Origin of the sequence: Mesobacillus harenae, from assembly GCF_013343715.1 — a bacterium.
Lineage (GTDB): Bacteria > Bacillota > Bacilli > Bacillales > Cytobacillaceae > Mesobacillus_A > Mesobacillus_A harenae.
In genome coordinates this window covers 90,318-109,155 of the sequence record NZ_JABUNR010000011.1, presented here as the reverse complement: position 1 = coordinate 109,155, position 18,838 = coordinate 90,318, and the positions used below count along the sequence as shown (strand labels likewise).

Here is an 18,838-nt window from a genome sequence, read left to right as displayed (position 1 = left end):
AGTGCAGTTATGTGGGGATAATAGGCAGGACTTAGCGAAATGTGCAAGCTCCTCGGTCAACACCGCCATGCTGAAAGTGTCAGTTGCGCTGATTGCTTCCTTTCAGTCCGAAACAGACCAAAAAGATCTCGAGGGCATTGATGCTGAAGTTAGAAAGATAGATGTCTAGTAATATATACGCTTCGCTTCTTAATAAAAGCACAAACGTCTAGATGATTGTAACTGACTCTTTGCAAAAGACGGAGTAATAGCCTTTGCGGATACTGAACGCTTCTCCTAGGAACACTTCAAAGGGTGGCCCAGTGTCAGGAAACACTGGGCGGTTATTTTATTACATTTGCGCAACCTAGGCCTAACATAGGCAGAATGAACCATTCCCAGGCAGTTATGCTTATGCGTACTGGCTGGTATCGTACTGGCGCAAAATACTTTCCATTTTCATAGCAAGCCCGATATTGCCCTGGATCTTCAGCTTTCCAGTCATAAAAGCAGCCGTTCCATTTAAATTTCCTAGAATCATATCTTTAAAGTTACTATCTGACAGTTTAAGTGTGCAGTCGGCTTCTCCGTCTGTACCTTCGACAACTCTGGCCTTGTTATCCTTCAGGTGAAGCTGGTAAGTTGCCTCTTCATTTCCAGATAATTCATACTGATATACGATACTTTGGCCTTCATAAGGGGCCGGGTTTGAGTTTAATGCCTTTTCAATTTCTGCAAAAACTTCCTTTAATGGTTTTTCTTTAAATGTTTGTGACATGTCATTTCCTCCTATAGTTTGAATATTATAAAAATTTTAATTACAATTTTATCATAAAGAACTTTCCCAATAATTACAATTACTTATTTACAACCCTGCCGCAATTACCTTTTTCTGAATTTGAGTCGTTCCTTCATAAATTGAGAGAATTTTTGCATCCCTCATCCATTTTTCAACAGGGAAGTCACGCATATACCCATAGCCGCCAAGGATCTGAACCGCATTGGTTGTAACCCACATCGCTGTTTCAGCAGCGAATGCTTTCGCTACACTTCCTTCGACTGCACACGATTCTCCCCGATCAGCAAGCTCTGCTGCTCTCCAAGTTAACAAACGTGCTGCATCAATTTTCATTTTCATTTCTGCCAGCAAGTGAGCAATTTCCTGGTTCTTAAAAATAGCCCGATCAAACTGAACCCTTTGCTTTGAATAATCAAGGGCATATTCAAATGCTGCTCTAGCCACTCCAACTGCCCCTGCTGCTACAGCAGGACGGGAATATTCAAGCATTTGCATTGCACCGAAAAAGGCCATATTTTCCTGACCAAGCATGTTCTCATGTGGTACGCGCACATCCTCAAGAATGATATCTCCGGTATGCGAAGCGCGAATACCCATCTTGCGCTCTTTCTTACCTGCAGATAATCCTGGCGTATCACCCGGTACGATAAAAGCTGAGACTCCATGATAGCCGCCATCCGGATCAGTCTTAGCAAATACCACATAAAGATCGGCAATCCCGCCATTAGTGATAAAGCATTTTCGGCCATTCAGGACCCACTCATCGCCATCACGTACAGCTCTTGTCTTAAGAGCTTTTACATCAGAACCTGCACCGGGTTCCGTTAGAGCCATTGCCCCTAGCATCGGTTTTTCCGGGTCGCAAAGGTATGGAATCCATTTCTTCTTTTGTTCCTCAGATCCCATATAATAGATTGGTAGTCCCGCCAAGCCGGCTGCTGAAAGGCTCGTCGCAATTCCAGCACAGCCCCAATACAGCTCCTCCATGATTAAGCAAGCAGACATGACATTCGTCAAACCGCCTCCGCCATATTCTTCTGGAACTGGATAATTTGTCAGGCCGACAGCTGCAGCTTTTTTTAGAACCTCCATTGGAAATTCTTCTCGTTCATCAAATTCAGGGGCTACTGGACGAATTTCCTTCTCCGCAAATCCTCTTGCCCATTTGCGGATATCCTCCTGCTCTTCTGATAGCTGGAAGCTTAAACCCTGTTTGGATGCCTGTTCTAGCATAATCTTCCTCCTTTGCATGGTCTTTTATTTTTTGTACCAGTACGTATTGGTACTATCTAAACATAATGAACTTAATTACATCAATTTATAGGAACTCTATTGAAAAGCATAGTCTATTAGCCAGTATCCTTAACCGGTTCCTCACCCCCTTTAAATTTCAAAGATTAATAGGCTAGACTAATAAACCCGCTCATGACAATTCTTGTTAAGAGTTCAGCCAGCTCATCAATATCCTGTTCGCCATTGTCAACTAGGCTGTGAATTACCACCTGGTTGATTGCACCAACCATCGCTAATGAAGCAGACTTAATTTGCCTTTCTGTCACGGTTTCCGGAAGCTGCACTGCATGAAAAACCATTGCCGCAAAGCGTTCATAAACTTCAAGCCTGATCTTTTCCATATCTGGACTAACACCCGCTGATACGATTAGCAGCAGCCGGGCAGTCTCCTTTTCAGAAAAACAAATCTCGATATAGCGGCGAATTCCTTTGAGCGCCTTGCTATTCACTGTTTCCTCTGAATCAACTGCAGCTTTAACCTCATTATAAATCTCATCAGCCAGCCGCTGGCACAGCGATGTTAACAAATCCTCTTTCCCAGAAAAAAACTGATAAAATGTTGATTTCGAGACTCGTGCTGATTCGACGATCTCTAAGATACTTGTTTCCTTAAAGCCCTTCGTTGTGAACAAGTCCAGACCTGCAAAAAACATTTTTTCCCGCGCTTCAGTGGGCATTTCCGTTACAAACAACATGCTGATCATCCATTCCACCGTTGTACTAGTACGTATCGGTACTATTATAATATCGTTTTCATATCGAGTTTGCAACACATTTATTGTGAAAATACTGAAAATTGTATTTTTATTTTTAACAAGTCCGTTGGGACGGTCATCGAGGCGGTAAGATTGAAGGCTGGGCTAAGTTTTGTTTAATTCAAATCTACGTTTTATATCACAATATACGTTCTTTCAATACTAAGGCCGCCTCTCCTGGAAAGCGGCTTAGCTTATATTATAGCAATGTGATCCATATACAGTGAACAATGAAGGTAATAGTGTAAAAAACAGAGGCTATGACTGTCAATCCTTTTGTTACTTTGGAATTGGGCACTTTTTTATAGATAATAAACAAATACAATAAAAACGAAAGAGACAGCTTTACAAAAATAAAGAGAAAAGGGTGTTCGCTATAGATCTGGCTCATTAAAGGGTTGGCTTCTTCAATCAAAGCGTTCTCCAAACCGACAAAGGTGAGAACAGCATCCACAATGTTTAAGGTCGATAAATAATGGAACAGAAAGATCATAAGCTTCTCCTTAAAATTTATTGATTCAGGTTTTCTCCTCTTTTACTTCATTTACATTAGGCCATTTTTCTAAACATGTTGTTCATTCGGTTTGACTTAAGAATTCTGCTGTTTATCAAGGACTGCCTTTACAATTAATCTATGTGTGGGGTTCTTCATGGGATGACATGTTATTAGTGTAATCACTGATTCATTTTGTTCTGGAGCTAAAACTGAGAGGTCTTCAGGCTTTACGAGGAATTTATCTGTCACCTTGTATGTAAGGTCTTTTGATGGTAAAGAGATGGAGATGTGATCATCTGGACCGAGCTCATCTAAGCGGTTAAATAATTCGCCATAGGTAAAACTTCTATGTGCCGCAATCGCTGCATTGCCTTGTTCCCCTATTTTGGAAGTTCCGGGCATATATCCTGCAGCAAATTTAAGATCAGACTGGGTAACCCCCTCCACAATCGGAACCTGCAAATCAATTTTATCTATTTCAATAATTCCTATTGCAGATGACGTCGTTACGTCCTGAATCTCATTAGAAGTTTGCCCATTAAATGTTCTATTTAACTGACTGTACTCTCGTTTTACATTTTCCTGATCATTTTGTGCATGTGCCTTAAATGAATCTAGCAATTGTTTTTGCTGGTTTGCACCATAATAATCGCTTATTGTTGGATAAAGCATAATTCCGCTTCCAATCAACAACAAAGACAAAGCAATAGCTTTCATATAAAATCCTCTCCTAAAAAAAAGAGGGAGAGCATCTCCCCCTAATGATTAACTCTCCGTCTATTTCTCTGGATCCCTAATAGAATCATTCCAGCTACAATTGTCATAAGGCCTGCTGTGTAAAAGATTGATGGATCTGCTTCACCTGTTTCAGGCAGGGTCTTGGCGGCAGGCGTAACCTTCACAGCTGGTTTAACCACAGGCTTTACAACAGGCGTTTTTTCAGGATTAGGTTTGGCTGGGTCTTTAGGATTTGTTGGCTCGATCGGTCCACTCGGATTAGTTGGATCTTCTGGCTTAGTTGGTTTTACTGGGGTTGTTGGATTCTCTGGGTTTGTCGGATCTTCTGGATCAGTTGGATTTTCTGGGGTTGTTGGATTCTCTGGGCCGGTCGGATCTTCTGGATCAGTTGGGTTTTCTGGGGTTGTTGGATTCTCTGGATTGGTTGGGTCTTCTGGGTCTGTTGGATTCTCTGGATTCGTCGGATCTTCTGGGTCGGTTGGATTCTCTGGGTTAGTTGGGTCTTCTGGATCGGTTGGATTCTCTGGATTCGTCGGATCTTTTGGATCGGTTGGATTCTCTGGGTTAGTTGGGTCTTCTGGGTCTGTTGGTTCCTCTGGGTCCGTTGGTTCCTCTGGCTCTGTTGGTTCTTCTGGGTCTGTTGGTTCTTCTGGGTCTGTTGGGTCTTCTGGGTCCGTTGGTTCCTCTGGATCAGTTGGTTCCTCTGGATCAGTTGGTTCCTCTGGATCAGTTGGTTCCTCTGGATCAGTTGGTTCCTCAGGATTAGTTGGTTCCTCTGGATCAGTTGGTGCTTCTGGATCAGTTGGTTCCTCTGGGTCAGTTGGTTCCTCTGGATCAGTCGGAGTTTCAGGATCAGATAGAGTAAATTCAATAGTTTCGCTCCAAAGCTCGCCGGTTCCTTCATGGCCAGACCTTTGATATGCCTTGAATTTGTAGTTACCTGATTTTTTCGGGGTGAACTTTAGCGTAAAAATTGCACCTGGCTGAAGAGGCTCAATCTTTCCCGCTGATCCATCAACAGCTTGTCCCTGTTTTGGATTCCCTGTTTCGGACCAATATACTAGATAGTCTGCTTCTCCTTCCATAGCAGCGTCACCATCATTTTGGACAATGGCACTGATACTCCCATCACCATTATTAAACTGGTTAATAAACTTTAGACCACTCTTATCCCACTCCGATCCCTCTGCCTTTACTATATTCGCGGGACCGAAAACATGAGAGAAGACCAGAAATAATAGAGTCATACCTGAAAACAGATGGAACCTTTTCTTTCTGACCTTTCTCCTTTTACTGTAAGTAATCGTTCTCATAATAACCTCCTTTTGTTCTTTATATAGAATTGTTAAATCTAGTATAACCTATATAACGAATAAAACAAGGGGTTGTTTTCACTAAAGAGAACGTTTTGGTAATATATATCATTTTAATCGATTTTTATGTGTTTTATAAAGAACAAGACAACCAAACAAAAACCTTGTTATTAAGAACAAGGTTTTGTTATTAAATTTTATCCCCCTAGGCCTTTCGTAACTAGATGAATAACTAGTGGCCCCAAAATCACGATAAACAGTGACGGAAAGATAAAGAATACCATTGGGAATAACATTTTGACTGGTGCCTTCATTGCCTGTTCTCTGGCAGCCTCACGCCTTTGTTCCCTAATTCTCTTGGTCAGGTTCCCTAATACCTTTGCCATCCCAATTCCAAGCTGATCCGCCTGAATCAAAGAACTGATTACACTTTGGAAGGAATCTGATGGAACTCGCTTTTTAAGCTCGTAAAAGGCTTCCCTTCGTGTCATGCCAAGCTTCATATCTTCTAAGGTTTGGAGGAACTCATCAGATAGTGGCCCAGTCATTTTTCTCGATACATCGGATAGTGCTAGGTCCAGCCCCATTCCAGCTTCTAGCAAGAGGTTGACCGTATCAAAGAAATCAGCCATTCCTTTGTTTATTTCCTTAATTCTTGCTGTCTTTCTTTTTCCTAGATTAAACACGGGATATCTAAAAAATAACAAGCCAACCGTCGCAGTAAGCAGCCAACCCATTGATTTATTTTCTATAACTGGAACAATTAAAAATAACATCAATAAACTGCCGCCTGCTCCAAGAACCAGCTGGGATAGCCGAAAATCTATTGCTGACTTAAATGGGTAGCCTGCATCCCGGAGCAAAACTTCCAGTCTCTTTTTCTCTGATTTAGAGAGCTTCTTATTAAGATATTGTGTTCCCCTCTGCCAGTACCTCTGAATAATAGTTGAGGATATACTTTTTCTCACCTCTTTAGGTGCTTCAGAACTGGCATGTTTACCTGGCTGCCCAAAAGTCTGGTTAACACGGGTATTGAACGCAATCTGTCGATTAAATATACTGAATAAGATCCCCGCAAAAACCAAGCTGAAAAATCCTGCCGTTAAGAATAAAAGAATGATATTTAGCATGGTTTACACCTCAATTTTGATGATTTTTTGGATAAAAAACCATCCAAGGATAACAGAAATAGCACTCACGAAAATCAAGGCCCATCCCAAAGGGTGTTCCAGCATAGGTTGGAAGTAGTCACCGCCAAAGAATGATAAATAAAGGGCAAGGCCGACCGGCAGGAAAGTAATAATATATGAGGACATCTTCCCTTGAGCGGTCAAAGTGTTTAACTCTTCAAGAATCCTGATTCGGCCCCTAACTGTTTCTTCCATTGTTTCAAGGAGGACAGCCAAATTTCCCCCACTTTTACGCTGGGCAAGGATCGCACGGACAACAACCTCAAGCTCTTTATTCGGGAGACGATCGACCATCTCTTGTAATACCTCGTCAAGCGGAATCCCAAGTCCTGTCTGACGGACGACCCGCTCAAACGCAGGACCTAACGGATCAGGAACTTCATTTCCAACAAGCTGCATGGCTTGCAAAAAGCTAAATCCAGCTCTCATTGAATTGGCCATCATCCCAAGTAAATCAATAAGCTGATGGGACAGAAGCTCCAGTCGTTTTTTCCTTTTCCGTTTCATATAAAATTGTGGAATAGCAAACCCAATAACTGCGCATAAAATCCCTATGTACCATGAAAACCCCATGAGGGAGAATAGCATACCGGCACCTATTGCTAGAAAAGCCCTAAAGACAAAAAACTCCTCTGGCTTTAATGAACTTCCGGCTTCCAACAACAGCCTTTCAGTTCGTTTGCTGAATTGAACTTCCCTAAGAGCTTCAGACATCTTTTGAAAGAAGCTCTTGAAAACACTATCCTTCTTTACTTTTTCAGTATCGATTTCTTCCATAATCACTTTGGGTAGGAATTTTTCTACTCGGTCTTCATGTTTCTTCTTTTTCAGATACTCTGCAATAAACATGTAAATGAGGAGAGTAGATCCGATAAAAACAAGGGCTATTTCCAATATGCCGTCCATATTACCACTCCCCCGCAAACCAGGAAGCAGGTATCTTATAGCCATTTAGCTCAAGCTTATCTGCAAAACGAGGACGAATCCCTGTTGAGATATAACGGCCTTCAATTTTTCCTTCTTCCGAAATAACCGACTCCTGAAAAACAAAGATATCTTGAAGCACAATCGTATCTCCTTCCATCCCAAGAACTTCGGTTACATGAGTAATTTTTCGAGTACCATCCCTCATCCGTGCCTGTTGGACAATCACATCAATAGCACTTGCGATTTGTTCCCTAATAGCCCGAACCGGCAAATCGAATCCCGACATCAGCACCATCGTTTCTAGACGGGATAGCATATCTCTTGGTGAGTTGGCATGGCCGGTGCTAAGACTGCCATCATGGCCTGTATTCATCGCTTGTAGCATATCAAGGGCTTCTGCCCCCCGAACCTCTCCGACGACAATTCGATCTGGCCGCATCCGCAAAGCATTTCGTGTCAAATCCCGGATTGAAATTTGTCCCTTCCCCTCAATATTTGGCGGGCGGGATTCCAATGAAACAATGTGATCCTGATTTAGCTTCAGCTCTGCAGCATCTTCAATGGTAATAATACGTTCACTATTAGGAATAAAAGAGGATAGGACATTAAGCGTAGAAGTTTTACCTGAGCCTGTACCTCCACTGATAAAAATATTAAGTTTAGACTTTACACAAACATCAAGGAATTCAGCCATGTCAGAACTAACTGTACCGAAACGAACCAGGTCGTGGATTGTAAAGGGTTTATCTGAAAACTTCCGGATCGTTAAACTTGGGCCCTTTAATGCTAGGGGAGGAATAATCGCATTAACACGGGAGCCATCAGGCAAGCGCGCATCCACCATCGGAGAACTTTCATCCACTCGCCGGCCAATTGGCGCGACAATTTTTTCAATCACTCGCAGCACATGCTGATCGTCATGGAACGTAATACTGCTTCTTAGGATCTTGCCGTTTTTTTCATAATAAATCTCTTGGAATCCGTTCACCATTACTTCACTGATCGCGTTATCCTCTAACAAAGGAGTAATCGGCCCAAAAGCTAATAGTTCATCTTTTATATACCGCAGAACTTCTTTCTTTTCTTCAAACGTCAACCGGCTTCCTTCTTCTTCTAAAAAGGATTGGCCGAGTTCCTCAATCTTCTTATTTTCTTCCTCTAATGTCTGTCCAGGATATTTTTTCAATTCCTCAAGAAGGTAACTATGAAGATTGGACTCTATTTCGGTGGATTCTTTTGATTTAACAGCAATAGCATGGTTGTTACTCTCTGTTTCCTGTGTACGGTTGGGTTCCCTATTACGATTAAATAGCGACAAGTTCAGTCCCCCTTCATTTGCTGACTAAAAACCAGCGTTTTTCCTTTTTTCTTGGCGCAGCAGCTTGTTCCTCTTTGATATGAAGCTTCTCGGTCAGCTGCCAGATTGCTTTCCCCAGGTGACTGCGAGGATTTGATAGAATAAACGGTGAGCCCATCGCAATAGAAGCAGCCGCCACACTTTCTTGATCTGGCAGTGCAGCATAAACCTTGGTATCAAGAATTTCCTCTAACTTCTTTATCTCCAGCCCTTTGTTTTTCGCTTGTTTATTAATTATCAGCTTCACGCTGTCCTTTAAATTAAGCGTTTCTAAGGTTTCCAAATAAAGCTTTGTAATCCTCCCAACGGAGATCTCATTTGTAGTAAGCAACAAAATTTCATCTGATTGTTCAAGACAGCAAACGTGAATTTCGGAAAGATAGCTTGGTGTATCAATCAGGATCACGTCGAATAGTTTTTTTGCCTCCTCAATCGCTGCATTAAGATGATTTTCCGTGATACCCTCAAAAAACTCAGGACGTGCAGGAGCCGCAAGGATTGCTACTTTGCTTTCATGGATCGCCATATACTGGTCAATTGTATAATTGGAGCGACCATAAGCCTCTTTCACCCACTCATAAATTGTGCGTTTCGGTTTTAGATTGTAGTACATCGCAACATCCCCAAACTGGAGATTTGCATCAATGATAGCAACCTTTTTGCCGTTCCTTGCAAAGGCCGCAGCTAAATTAACTGCGACTGATGTCCGCCCAATTCCGCCTTTAGGGTTGCAGATCGAGATGACCCTGCTCTTTTCTTTGAGGAGACTCTGGAATGGCATGCTGCTTTTGGCAGCACGTTGGTGCATGTACTTTTTTGCTTGGAGGATCGCCTCTTGCATTTCCTCCAATATAAAAGATGCCCTAAGAATATCTGAGGCTCCCATATGCATGGCCTTTTTAATATTTTCCATATTATCCGGAACAATCAGGATAATATAAGTTTGCGGATGTAAGATAGAAATCTCCTGGCATAGCTCATATACATTGAAGACTGAATTCGCTTTAAGAAACAAGACCGTTTGCTCAAGCTCCCTTAGGAGGCCATTGAGCTTTTCCACTTGATTTGTGCTAATAAGAGACTGCTGTTTTCTTTCCAAAAAAGTCTCAATATCACCAGGAGGGGAGTTTGTATCGGAAAAATATAACCATGTTATATTCATTCTGCTTCCTTCTCCTTTCGTTCTTTAAATATTTCACGAGTTTCCTTGAGTCCTTGTTTGCCAGTTTCAGTGTCCTCATCATTTCTAAGCATCAAGTAAAATCCATCTTTGTCTTTTGATGCCAAACTAAGCATCAAGCCCTCTTCAGGCGTAACTTCCAGTGTCACCGTCTGATAAAGCAGTGCCTGCTCCTTTGTATTTGCTGATATACCTGATGCAAGGACTTTTACATTTTCAAGAACAAGCACTGCAGATTTAAAGTCCTTATCTTTTTCTTCATCGTTAACTGACTCATAAGCAACAACATCCACTTTGGATTCAGGTTCTACGTAGCCTGAAACCCCAGGCGAAACATCGACGTTAATTGAGATCGCTCTCTTTCCCTTGCTAATTTCAACCATTGGATTGAGAATCTCTCTTGTATAGTCTGGTTCCACTTCTTCCTCTTCTACCGGCTCATCCGTCTTATCCAACTCCTGTACCTGTACGTTTGAAGCAACAGTCGCTGGCTGTTTTGAAAAAAAAGTAATATATGTAAGGGCCGCTACCATCATCCCCAGTGCCAGTGACCAAACCCAGATTTTTTTCGTATTCATGTTGACCTCCTTTGTTTTATTCAGAGAGAGTAACACCATAAAGAAGGTTATCGTCCCATTCACCAATCATCTCTTCTATCTCGCCAGGTGAAATAGTATCAATGATTCTGCCTTTAAGATATTTGTCTTGTCCCGTGAAATCATAACCTTCTATCCAGTATGCAGCGAAGCCAACTACATCAACCTGCTTTGTGCCATTAATGCCATCCCAGGAGTCAATTACTACAACATATATCACTCTCTTACATGAATTATCAGCCGTTGTGTAATCCTCACAGTGAGTTCTTCCAGCTGATTCATCCATCTTAATTAATTCATCTATAGGCCCTTTAGCCTGCGTGATGCCTCCTGGCTTGGTGGTTAACGGTTCATCATCCGTTGAGTATGTTCCTCCGTTTAATAACGCTTCTTTTAAATTTATTTGTTCACCTTCTGCCCCGGTAAGGCTTAGAAACCCACAATTCCCTGGGCTATGTTGCCCTGAGTTCGGTTGATTCTGTTTTTCTTCATCTGTCAAAATCTCCTTTGTACACAATAAATTGGTTCCATCTGGCCCCTCGGGTATTAAGTCCTTAGAAATTGCAATCGGAGCAATTCCTCTTGCTTTCTTTAACGGAGCGACAATTGCCTTGGCTTTAGCCGTAACTGAGGCAGTTGGAATATTTATGATTTTGGCAAAGGTCATAGGAACTGTAACTGTTTTTTTTGCTTCTATATATTGTTTTGTCTCCGCTTTAACTTCACTATTTTCCAGAACATATCCATTTTTATCCGCTATTTCTATAGCGATTGACTCAGCGTGTGCCGTGCTCACCAAAAGTCCTTGTGCACCGCCTAGGACTCCTGCATCTAAAGCATTTTGCAATTGGCTTTTTGTGATAAATAATCTTCCAGCATCTATTACAATAGCAGTGAAGCCAAGCAATGCAACCATTGAAATAGCCACAAGAACTAGTGCTCCACCACTTTCTTCTCTAAAGTTAGTTAGTGCCTTAATCAGTATTCTTTTCACCTATTCCACCCTCATTTCGGTGCTGTCTACAAGTTCGAAATCGTCAGCAAAAAAATTACCTATTATAGGAGTGATAAGACTGACTGGATAGGTAATTAACACTTCTACATTTTTCCCCGATGGGTTAGCCGGATCATCAAAAATAACATCTACATGACCCGTATTTAAACTAATTGAACTCCCAAAATGAATGGCTGCGTCATACCCTGCATCCGTAGTTCTATGTATACTTGCCGCTCTCGCAGCCTCTCTGCCAGCCTGATCCATTGTTAAGTACACATGAAATACCCTTGCAAAATCGATTATTCCGAACAGAAGCAGTAAAAGAAGCGGAATAACTAGTGCAAACTCAACAAGCGACTGTCCTTCTTCTGATTTCATTAAAACCCACCCCAGATTAGTGTACAGAATGTGCCTAGCACGATTGCGACCCCATATGGAAATGATATGCTCGAAGCCTTATCCTTACTAATTGTCATTGAACCAAGATTGCTTCTTAAAAACACAACATTAAAGAAGAAGGATTTGATTGTGTTCCAAACACCCTTTGACTTCATAATTAACACCAGAGCAATCACCCCGCCGATTAACGCCGTATAGATAAACGAATAAAACACAAAGCTCGCTCCCATCAGAGCACCGATTGCAGCCATGAGTTTGACATCTCCGGCGCCCATGCCGCCTAGAAGGTAAGGTATTATGAGAAGACCTACGCCAACAAGAAAACCTTTCCCACTAAAAAAAAATCCGTCAATCCCAAAAATGTAAAAATAGTATAAGAGGCTAGCAATTATAGATGGGAGAGTGACCAGATTATAAATCTTCCTGAATTTAATATCTGTTATAAAACTAATCGCTAAGATGGTTGAAAGAAAAAAAGTTAGCAAGAATCTCATCCTTCCTTATTGAAAAAGCCCCACTTCTCATGCCTGAAAAGCAGGGCGATATATTCTGAATCTTGAATTAAGACCCTACTCCTGATGATGTTTTTAATCCATCAGTGATTTTTCCTATTAGTGCAGACAATTGACCACCTAATAATGTAACACCTGCAATACAAGCCACTGCAATCAACCCAATAATCAACCCATACTCCGTCAATGCCTGTCCTTCTTCTTCCACTACTAAATTCTTCATTTTTTCTAACATTCTCTTTTCCTCCTAATATTGTTTAGTTTTTTGAGATTTGTTCACTTTACAGAACGGGTGCTTGATCGTTAACTGTTCTGAATAGTTAACAAGTTGATCACTATTTGTTCTATATACTGAACAACCTTAAGGTAATAATATATCCTTTGTCCTAGTTTGTAAATAGATTTTGGAAATTTTGTTCTCAATAAAATACGACACGAAAATACAATTTTCTATATTGAGAACAAAGTAGAATTGGATTATAGTAGAGATACTAGTTAATAAATGGGGGTATTGCGGAATGATGAGTGAAGCTGTTAATAAATCGTTTCCTTTTACAATTAAGGTCGCTGATCATTTCACGAGCCGATTGAGAGGGTTAATGTTCAGAAAAAGACCGTTGGATCAGGAAGGCTTATGGATCACGCCATGTAATTCGATTCATATGTGCTTTATGAATTTTGCGATTGATGCGGTTTTTATTGATAGAGGAGGAAGAGTTGTCAAACTGATAAACAACCTCCAGCCCTGGAAATTTGTAAAACCGGTCAAAGGTGCTTACTCGGTTATAGAGCTGCCAGAAGGAACAATTAGCCGCCTAAAGATAACTGAAGGCCAGCAGATTAATTTCTAACAAAAAAACGCTGTATGGCTGGGAGACTTCCCGCGATACAGCGCCTTTTTTAGTACTGGTAATTCTCTGGGTGCTGGCTTTTATTCCTCTCCCTTCTTCACTGCATTACTGGCAATATGCACGGCGTCCCAGACTCCGGCAAATGGCGGCGCGTAGCACAGATCAACCATGCCGAGGTCGTCGGCAGTCATGTTGTTATGAATCGCGACCGCAAAGATATCGATTCTGAGCACGGCTCCTTTGTTGCCGATTGCCTGGGCACCAAGAATTCTTCTGGTTCGCTTTTCGCAGATCAGCTTGATCCAAAGCGGGGTTTGATTTGGATAATACCCTGGGTGATCGGCACTTTTAATAAAAACGGTCGTGTAGTCAATAGCTAGGTCTGCGGCTTCCGATTCCGATATTCCGGTTCGGCCCATCTCAAGGTCGAACACTTTAATGGCGGCACTGCCTAGGGTTCCGACATATTTATCATGATTACCGGCAAGATTAGCTCCCGCTAGCCTTCCGGTTTTGTTCGCATTGGTGCCTAGCGGGATATAGTCGTTCTCTTCTTTTACCTTGTTATACACGAGCGCGCAATCCCCAGCGGAATAAATGTCCTCAATATTCGTTCGCATTTCACGGTCTATGATCACGGCGCCATTCTCGGCAAGTAGAATTCCGCTCCCCTCGAGAAACTTTGTCGCTGGCTTTACACCGATTGACATCAGCACGAGGTCAGCTTTATAGGTACCTTTGTCCGTCTGCACTGCCTCAACCCGGCCATCACCTTTAAAGCCTTCGACCTTTTCGCCAAGGTTTAACTTTACTCCCTGCTTGATAAGCTCCTCCTCGGCCAGGTCGGTGATTTCCTTGTCAAAGGCCTGCATTATCCGGTCGGCCATCTCGATAACCCTAATGTTTTTACCAAGCGTGCCCATTGCTTCGGCGACTTCAATTCCAATGTAGCCGCCCCCAACAATCACGATATTGTGGATATCCTGTTGATTAACGGCTTCCTTTAGCTGAATCCCATCTCCAAGTGTTTTCAGCACGTGGATATTATCAAGCTCGCCCCCTTTAAACGGCGGTACGACTGGAAAGGTTCCAGTTCCGATCATCAGCTTGTCGTAGGAATCGCTGAAAGTCCGGTTGTTTTCCAGGTCCTTAACAACTATTTCCTTTTTCTCAGGAATCACCTGAACCACTTCATGATTCGGATGTATTTCCATACCTCTTTCTTCAAATTGTTCCTTCGTCCGGGCAATCATTTTCGTGTAATCATCATTTTCTCCTGACACATAATAGGGCAGCCCGCAGGCACCATAAGATAACACAGGCCCTTTCTCGTATACAGTAATCTCTGCATCCTTATCCATTCTCGATAACTTTGAGGCGGCAGACATGCTGGCTGCAACCCCACCAATCACTAATAGCTTCATCGTTTATGCTCCTAAGGTTTTTGACATCTCATTAGGTTATCTTTTCCCTTTTAAGCGGCTGATTAACTAAAAGAATTAGAAATTGGGCTTTTTTGGCTTGTCTGCTGTGTTTTATTTGTAATTACTTAGATGGAGTCAGCGCCGTTTGCCAATTATTGCATCCCGGTCCTTCAAAGACTTAAGCTATTCATATCGTCTGAAATTGTATCCTTAAATATGTTAAGTTGTTCGTTCACCTTGGGATACTGCAGAAGGGCCTCTTCCTTCTCGATGAATTTGATGAGCTCCTGGGAGTAGCAATTTCATCCTCCATATTGTTTTTCAATTCCTGTTGATAAACGGTTGATTGAAGCGGAAGGTGCGAGACTCCTGCGGGAGCAGCGGGACAGATGAGACCCCGCAGGAGCCTTTGGCGACGAGGAGGCTCAGCGTCCGCCCCGCGGAAAGCGAGCAGCCTGGAGTGAAACAATGTCTAAGAAAACAGTTGAGTTATAAACGAAAAAGCAGAAACCCTAAGGAATAAGGATCTCTGCTTTTTTATAGTTAAAGGACTTTTTCAGTGGCCTCTGTCAATTTAAGATAGGGACCAGCTACTATTCTTCTATTTTTTAAACATTTTCGGCAGGCTTTCTGTAAATGGTGCGTAAGCAATGCCGTTTTCGGTGATGATTCCGGTGATTAAATCGTTGTCGGTTACATCAAAGGCTGGATTATACGTTTTTACATCGGCTGGTGCCATCGGTTTTTCATACCACTGTGAGGTAATCTCACTGGATGGACGCAATTCGATGTGAATATCATCGCCTGTCGCACATGCCAAATCCACCGTAGACAGCGGCGCGCACACATAAAACGGAACATTATAGTGCTTAGCTAAAATGGCAACTCCAGAAGTACCGATCTTGTTGGCGGAATCTCCGTTGGCAGCAACCCGGTCACAGCCGACGAGCACTGCCTGGATTTTCCCTTCCTTCATAACGATGCTCGCCATGTTATCACAAATTAAGGTAACATCGACGCCAGCTTCCTGAAGCTCCCAGGCAGTCAGGCGCGCACCCTGAAGCAGAGGACGGGTTTCATCGGCAAACACTTTAAAATCATAGCCTTGTTCCTGGCCTAGGTAAATTGGAGCCAATGCGGTACCATATTTCGCCGTCGCAATTGTACCTGCATTGCAGTGTGTTAAGATACCCCAGCCAGGCTCCAGCACGGAAAGTGCGTACTCTCCGATCGATTCGCACACTTTTTCATCTTCAGCCCGGATCAGTTCTGATTCTTCTTTTAAAGCTGCTTTTACTTCAGAAACGGTGTTGCCTTCTTCCTTTTTAAAGCGTGCTTCCATTCGCTCAAGCGCCCAGAATAAATTCACTGCTGTCGGGCGGGACGTGGCTAAATAGTCTTTTACCTTTTTAAAATCCTCATATAAGTCCTGATAGGTTTCCGCTGCTGAACCTTTTGTGCCCAAATAGGCACCGTAAGCAGCGGCGATTCCAATTGCGGGCGCACCGCGGACTTTTAAGAGATAAATAGCATCCCAAATATCTTTCATTTCCTTTAATTCTAAAAAACGCTTTTCGTTTGGCAGCAGCGTCTGATCCAGCAGGATAAGCGCATCTTTTTCATCATCAAGTCTTACCGATTGAATCACATCGACCGGTTTTCCCATGTTGTAGCCTCCTTTAGAAGCAATATTACTATTATAAACACTATGTTAAGGTTGTCCCTGTTTTTTGAGCTCCACTAGTTTGAATCCAGCCGTTAGCCCCCATACCCTAGCAAACTCTCTAAAAATACTTCTGTTCACTTTCCTTCAGCAATTTTACAAAATCATCGCCTGTTTTGAAAGTGTCTCTCTCTAGTATAAAGGTCTTTGCGGCAGACAGACAGGTTTTTTCGGCAGATGTCCGCTTGTCGGCATCTTCAATCGACACAATATCCTTCACAGGTGCAAGTCCGATAATCCTGCGGCTCAGCTCAAGCCCTGTGACAGCGGCGGTATCTCGCAGAATGCCATCCAGGTAGAATTCCTTAAAGCCAGGATATTTTGCTGTCTGCTCAGTAACATTCGCGTCCCACTCACGGTTGAATTTTTCAATAAAAAGGTCAATCACGTCGGTAATTGTGTTTGTCAGGTAATCGAGCTGATCAGCACGTGCTGCCTCATCCTCAATCGTTGCCTTAGCATTGGAGTAGGCGAAGATCAGGTTAGCGATCACATTTCCGATATCATAGCCGGCTGGGCCGTAGAAAGCGAACTCAGGATCGATGACCTTCGTAGAGTTTTCTTTTACAAAAATAGAGCCTGTATGCAAATCACCGTGCAGCAGCGATTGGGCATTGTTCAAAAACTCGAACTTCAGTTTAGCAGTTTCTAATGCCAAACGCTCGTCAGCCCAGAACTCACGCGCAACAAAGTCGCGGACAGGTTCGAACACCTCATTGCGCGGACAGTCGTAGAACGGCTCGGTGAAAACCAGGTCCTCGCTAATTTCGCAAAGCTCAGGATTGATGAACCGTTTAACAAGCTCCTTCTTTTCTTTATGACCGAGCACAACGTCTGAGGTCAGCAGCAAGGTTTTTACCATGAAGGTTGTGATATGGTCAGCAAACAGCGGAAATTTCTTATGATTCACTAACGCTGTTCTCATAATTTCATGATCAGACAGATCCTCCATCACGCAGCAATTCATGACCGGGTCGTAGTTAAACATCTGCGGAACAAAACCTGGTGCAAGTTTCGCTTGCAGAGTAAGGATTTCACTTTCAATCCGATTCCGGTCTGTTGAAAGCTTGAACTCATCAGAAATGCGCGCAACTGGGCCTGCCTGCTTAATGATAATCGACTGCCCGCTCTTTTCATCTACTACTCTAAAAACATAGTTAAGGTTGCCGTCGCCGATTTCCTTGCACGTCAGATCAGCGTCAGGCGCAAAGTAATTCAGCTGGGTTCTGCTATATTCGATTGCTTCAGCTTCCTTCATTGTAAAATATCCGCTCGTAAAAACTGTCATATCAAATCCCCCACTTTACTTTTGTTTATAGTAAGTTAATGCTAGCGCGAACGCTAAAACGGTTCCTTTTACAATATCCATTGCATAATACGGCACTGACATCATCACAAGGCCGTTGGCGAGAATCCCGATCAGGACAGCCCCGACAAAGGTCCCGAAGGCATTGGGCTTTCCGGCGCCAAGCACGGAAAATCCGATAAAGGCTGCAGCAACTGAATCCATTAAGTACGGAGCTCCCGCATTAATTTCCGCTGTCATAATCCGCGAAGCCAGCACGATACCGCCGATACTCGCGAACAGTGCTGATAACAGATAAGCAGCTATTTTATATTTATTGACAGGTATACCGGAAAGGCGCGCCGCCTCCTGGTTGCCGCCAATCACATACATATAGCGGCCATGCTTTGTGTAGGTCAGAAAAATATGAACAGCTATAACCACGACGACCATAATTAAGATGATCCATGGAACCTGGCCAATTTTCGCAAAAAACGGACTGATTGTTCCTTCAGCAAAAGTTCCATCAGGCATCACCATGTTTTGCGAAACGGTCGCTCCCTTTGTATAGGTCAATGCTATTCCCTGAATGATGAACATCGTCGCCAGGGTCATCAGCATATCTGGGATTTTCATTTTTACAATCATAAAAGAGTTCAAGGCCCCAACAATAAGGGACGCGGCAATCGCCGATAAAATGGCAACAAGCGTGTTGTGTGAGAACCAGACGAACATCGAAATCACAATCGCATTTGAGAGTGACGCAACCGATCCGACAGAAAGGTCAAAGCCATTGACCGATAATGAAATCGTAATGCCGATTGCGATAATCGTCACGATTGAGATGGACCGCAAAATGCTAATCAGGTTATTTGTCTGGATAAAGCTTGGGTTTGCCCAAGCGAATACAGCTACTAATATAAAAATTGTTAAAATGGTTCCATATTTATATAAAAAATCAAAAAAATCGAATGTCCTGGTCTTTTTTACCGGCAGATCCGGTGCAGGATTGGGTTCGCTCATG

The 18,838-nt window shown here is 42.7% G+C and carries 20 protein-coding genes; 1 reads left to right on the top strand and 19 read right to left on the bottom strand.

Going from position 1 to position 18,838, the window contains the following annotated elements; translation table 11 throughout:
* Nucleotides 1–391: 391 nt before the first annotated feature.
* From HRJ06_RS14410 to HRJ06_RS14335, 15 genes are all read right to left on the bottom strand, one after another.
* Nucleotides 392–757 carry an SCP2 sterol-binding domain-containing protein gene (locus HRJ06_RS14410; RefSeq protein WP_174733641.1) on the bottom strand — a complete coding sequence of 122 codons (366 nt, stop codon included), beginning with the start codon at nucleotides 755–757 and terminating at the stop codon, nucleotides 392–394.
* Between the two features lie 87 nt (nucleotides 758–844).
* Nucleotides 845–2,011: an acyl-CoA dehydrogenase family protein gene (locus HRJ06_RS14405; RefSeq protein ID WP_174733640.1), complete on the bottom strand. Its 1,167-nt coding sequence runs from the start codon at nucleotides 2,009–2,011 to the stop codon at nucleotides 845–847.
* Nucleotides 2,012–2,175: 164 nt separating this feature from the next.
* The gene (locus tag HRJ06_RS14400) at nucleotides 2,176–2,775 is read right to left on the bottom strand and encodes a TetR/AcrR family transcriptional regulator (protein WP_174733639.1); all 600 of its coding nucleotides are present in this window, start codon (nucleotides 2,773–2,775) and stop codon (nucleotides 2,176–2,178) included.
* A gap of 250 nt (nucleotides 2,776–3,025) precedes the next feature.
* The gene (locus HRJ06_RS14395) at nucleotides 3,026–3,319 is read right to left on the bottom strand and encodes a DUF5658 family protein (RefSeq protein WP_174733638.1); all 294 of its coding nucleotides are present in this window, start codon (nucleotides 3,317–3,319) and stop codon (nucleotides 3,026–3,028) included.
* Between the two features lie 96 nt (nucleotides 3,320–3,415).
* The gene (locus tag HRJ06_RS14390; RefSeq protein ID WP_174733637.1) at nucleotides 3,416–4,039 is read right to left on the bottom strand and encodes a class D sortase; all 624 of its coding nucleotides are present in this window, start codon (nucleotides 4,037–4,039) and stop codon (nucleotides 3,416–3,418) included.
* A gap of 41 nt (nucleotides 4,040–4,080) precedes the next feature.
* Nucleotides 4,081–5,373: an LPXTG cell wall anchor domain-containing protein gene (locus HRJ06_RS23300; RefSeq protein WP_242035258.1), complete on the bottom strand. Its 1,293-nt coding sequence runs from the start codon at nucleotides 5,371–5,373 to the stop codon at nucleotides 4,081–4,083.
* A 197-nt stretch (nucleotides 5,374–5,570) separates the two neighbouring features.
* Nucleotides 5,571–6,503, bottom strand: a complete 933-nt coding sequence (locus HRJ06_RS14375; protein WP_174733634.1) for a type II secretion system F family protein — start codon at nucleotides 6,501–6,503, stop codon at nucleotides 5,571–5,573.
* Nucleotides 6,504–6,506: 3 nt separating this feature from the next.
* Nucleotides 6,507–7,469: a type II secretion system F family protein gene (locus tag HRJ06_RS14370; RefSeq protein ID WP_174733633.1), complete on the bottom strand. Its 963-nt coding sequence runs from the start codon at nucleotides 7,467–7,469 to the stop codon at nucleotides 6,507–6,509.
* 1 nt (nucleotide 7,470) lies between these two features.
* Entirely contained in the window at nucleotides 7,471–8,808 is a 1,338-nt protein-coding gene (locus HRJ06_RS14365; RefSeq protein ID WP_242035257.1) for a TadA family conjugal transfer-associated ATPase, read from the bottom strand.
* A gap of 13 nt (nucleotides 8,809–8,821) precedes the next feature.
* Complete coding sequence (locus HRJ06_RS14360) at nucleotides 8,822–10,009, bottom strand: CpaE/TadZ family protein (RefSeq protein ID WP_174733632.1); 1,188 nt, start codon at nucleotides 10,007–10,009, stop codon at nucleotides 8,822–8,824.
* The gene (cpaB, locus tag HRJ06_RS14355; RefSeq protein WP_174733631.1) at nucleotides 10,006–10,605 is read right to left on the bottom strand and encodes a Flp pilus assembly protein CpaB; all 600 of its coding nucleotides are present in this window, start codon (nucleotides 10,603–10,605) and stop codon (nucleotides 10,006–10,008) included. The genes HRJ06_RS14360 and cpaB overlap by 4 nt, the downstream gene beginning before the upstream one ends.
* Nucleotides 10,606–10,621: 16 nt before the next feature.
* Nucleotides 10,622–11,617, bottom strand: coding sequence for a pilus assembly protein TadG-related protein (locus HRJ06_RS14350; protein ID WP_174733630.1), 996 nt, complete (start codon nucleotides 11,615–11,617; stop codon nucleotides 10,622–10,624).
* Nucleotides 11,618–11,998, bottom strand: a complete 381-nt coding sequence (locus HRJ06_RS14345; protein ID WP_174733629.1) for a TadE/TadG family type IV pilus assembly protein — start codon at nucleotides 11,996–11,998, stop codon at nucleotides 11,618–11,620.
* Nucleotides 11,998–12,504, bottom strand: coding sequence for an A24 family peptidase (locus tag HRJ06_RS14340; RefSeq protein WP_242035256.1), 507 nt, complete (start codon nucleotides 12,502–12,504; stop codon nucleotides 11,998–12,000). Before HRJ06_RS14340 ends, HRJ06_RS14345 begins: the two co-directional genes overlap by 1 nt.
* 76 nt (nucleotides 12,505–12,580) lie before the next feature.
* The gene (locus tag HRJ06_RS14335; protein ID WP_174733627.1) at nucleotides 12,581–12,766 is read right to left on the bottom strand and encodes a Flp family type IVb pilin; all 186 of its coding nucleotides are present in this window, start codon (nucleotides 12,764–12,766) and stop codon (nucleotides 12,581–12,583) included.
* Between the two features lie 283 nt (nucleotides 12,767–13,049).
* Here HRJ06_RS14335 and HRJ06_RS14330 point away from each other — a divergent pair, with 283 nt between their 5' ends.
* The gene (locus HRJ06_RS14330) at nucleotides 13,050–13,382 is read left to right on the top strand and encodes a DUF192 domain-containing protein (RefSeq protein WP_174733626.1); all 333 of its coding nucleotides are present in this window, start codon (nucleotides 13,050–13,052) and stop codon (nucleotides 13,380–13,382) included.
* An 80-nt stretch (nucleotides 13,383–13,462) separates the two neighbouring features.
* Here the strand turns inward: HRJ06_RS14330 and HRJ06_RS14325 are convergent, their stop codons facing one another.
* From HRJ06_RS14325 to HRJ06_RS14310, 4 genes are all read right to left on the bottom strand, one after another.
* Nucleotides 13,463–14,806 carry a CoA-disulfide reductase gene (locus tag HRJ06_RS14325; protein ID WP_174733625.1) on the bottom strand — a complete coding sequence of 448 codons (1,344 nt, stop codon included), beginning with the start codon at nucleotides 14,804–14,806 and terminating at the stop codon, nucleotides 13,463–13,465.
* 601 nt (nucleotides 14,807–15,407) lie between these two features.
* A complete protein-coding gene (gene mtnA / locus HRJ06_RS14320; RefSeq protein ID WP_174733624.1) occupies nucleotides 15,408–16,472 on the bottom strand; it encodes an S-methyl-5-thioribose-1-phosphate isomerase in 1,065 nt (354 codons plus the stop codon).
* Nucleotides 16,473–16,590: 118 nt separating this feature from the next.
* Nucleotides 16,591–17,817, bottom strand: a complete 1,227-nt coding sequence (gene mtnK / locus HRJ06_RS14315) for an S-methyl-5-thioribose kinase (RefSeq protein ID WP_174733623.1) — start codon at nucleotides 17,815–17,817, stop codon at nucleotides 16,591–16,593.
* A 15-nt stretch (nucleotides 17,818–17,832) separates the two neighbouring features.
* Nucleotides 17,833–18,837 carry an ABC transporter permease gene (locus tag HRJ06_RS14310; protein ID WP_174733622.1) on the bottom strand — a complete coding sequence of 335 codons (1,005 nt, stop codon included), beginning with the start codon at nucleotides 18,835–18,837 and terminating at the stop codon, nucleotides 17,833–17,835.
* Nucleotide 18,838 lies beyond the last annotated feature (1 nt).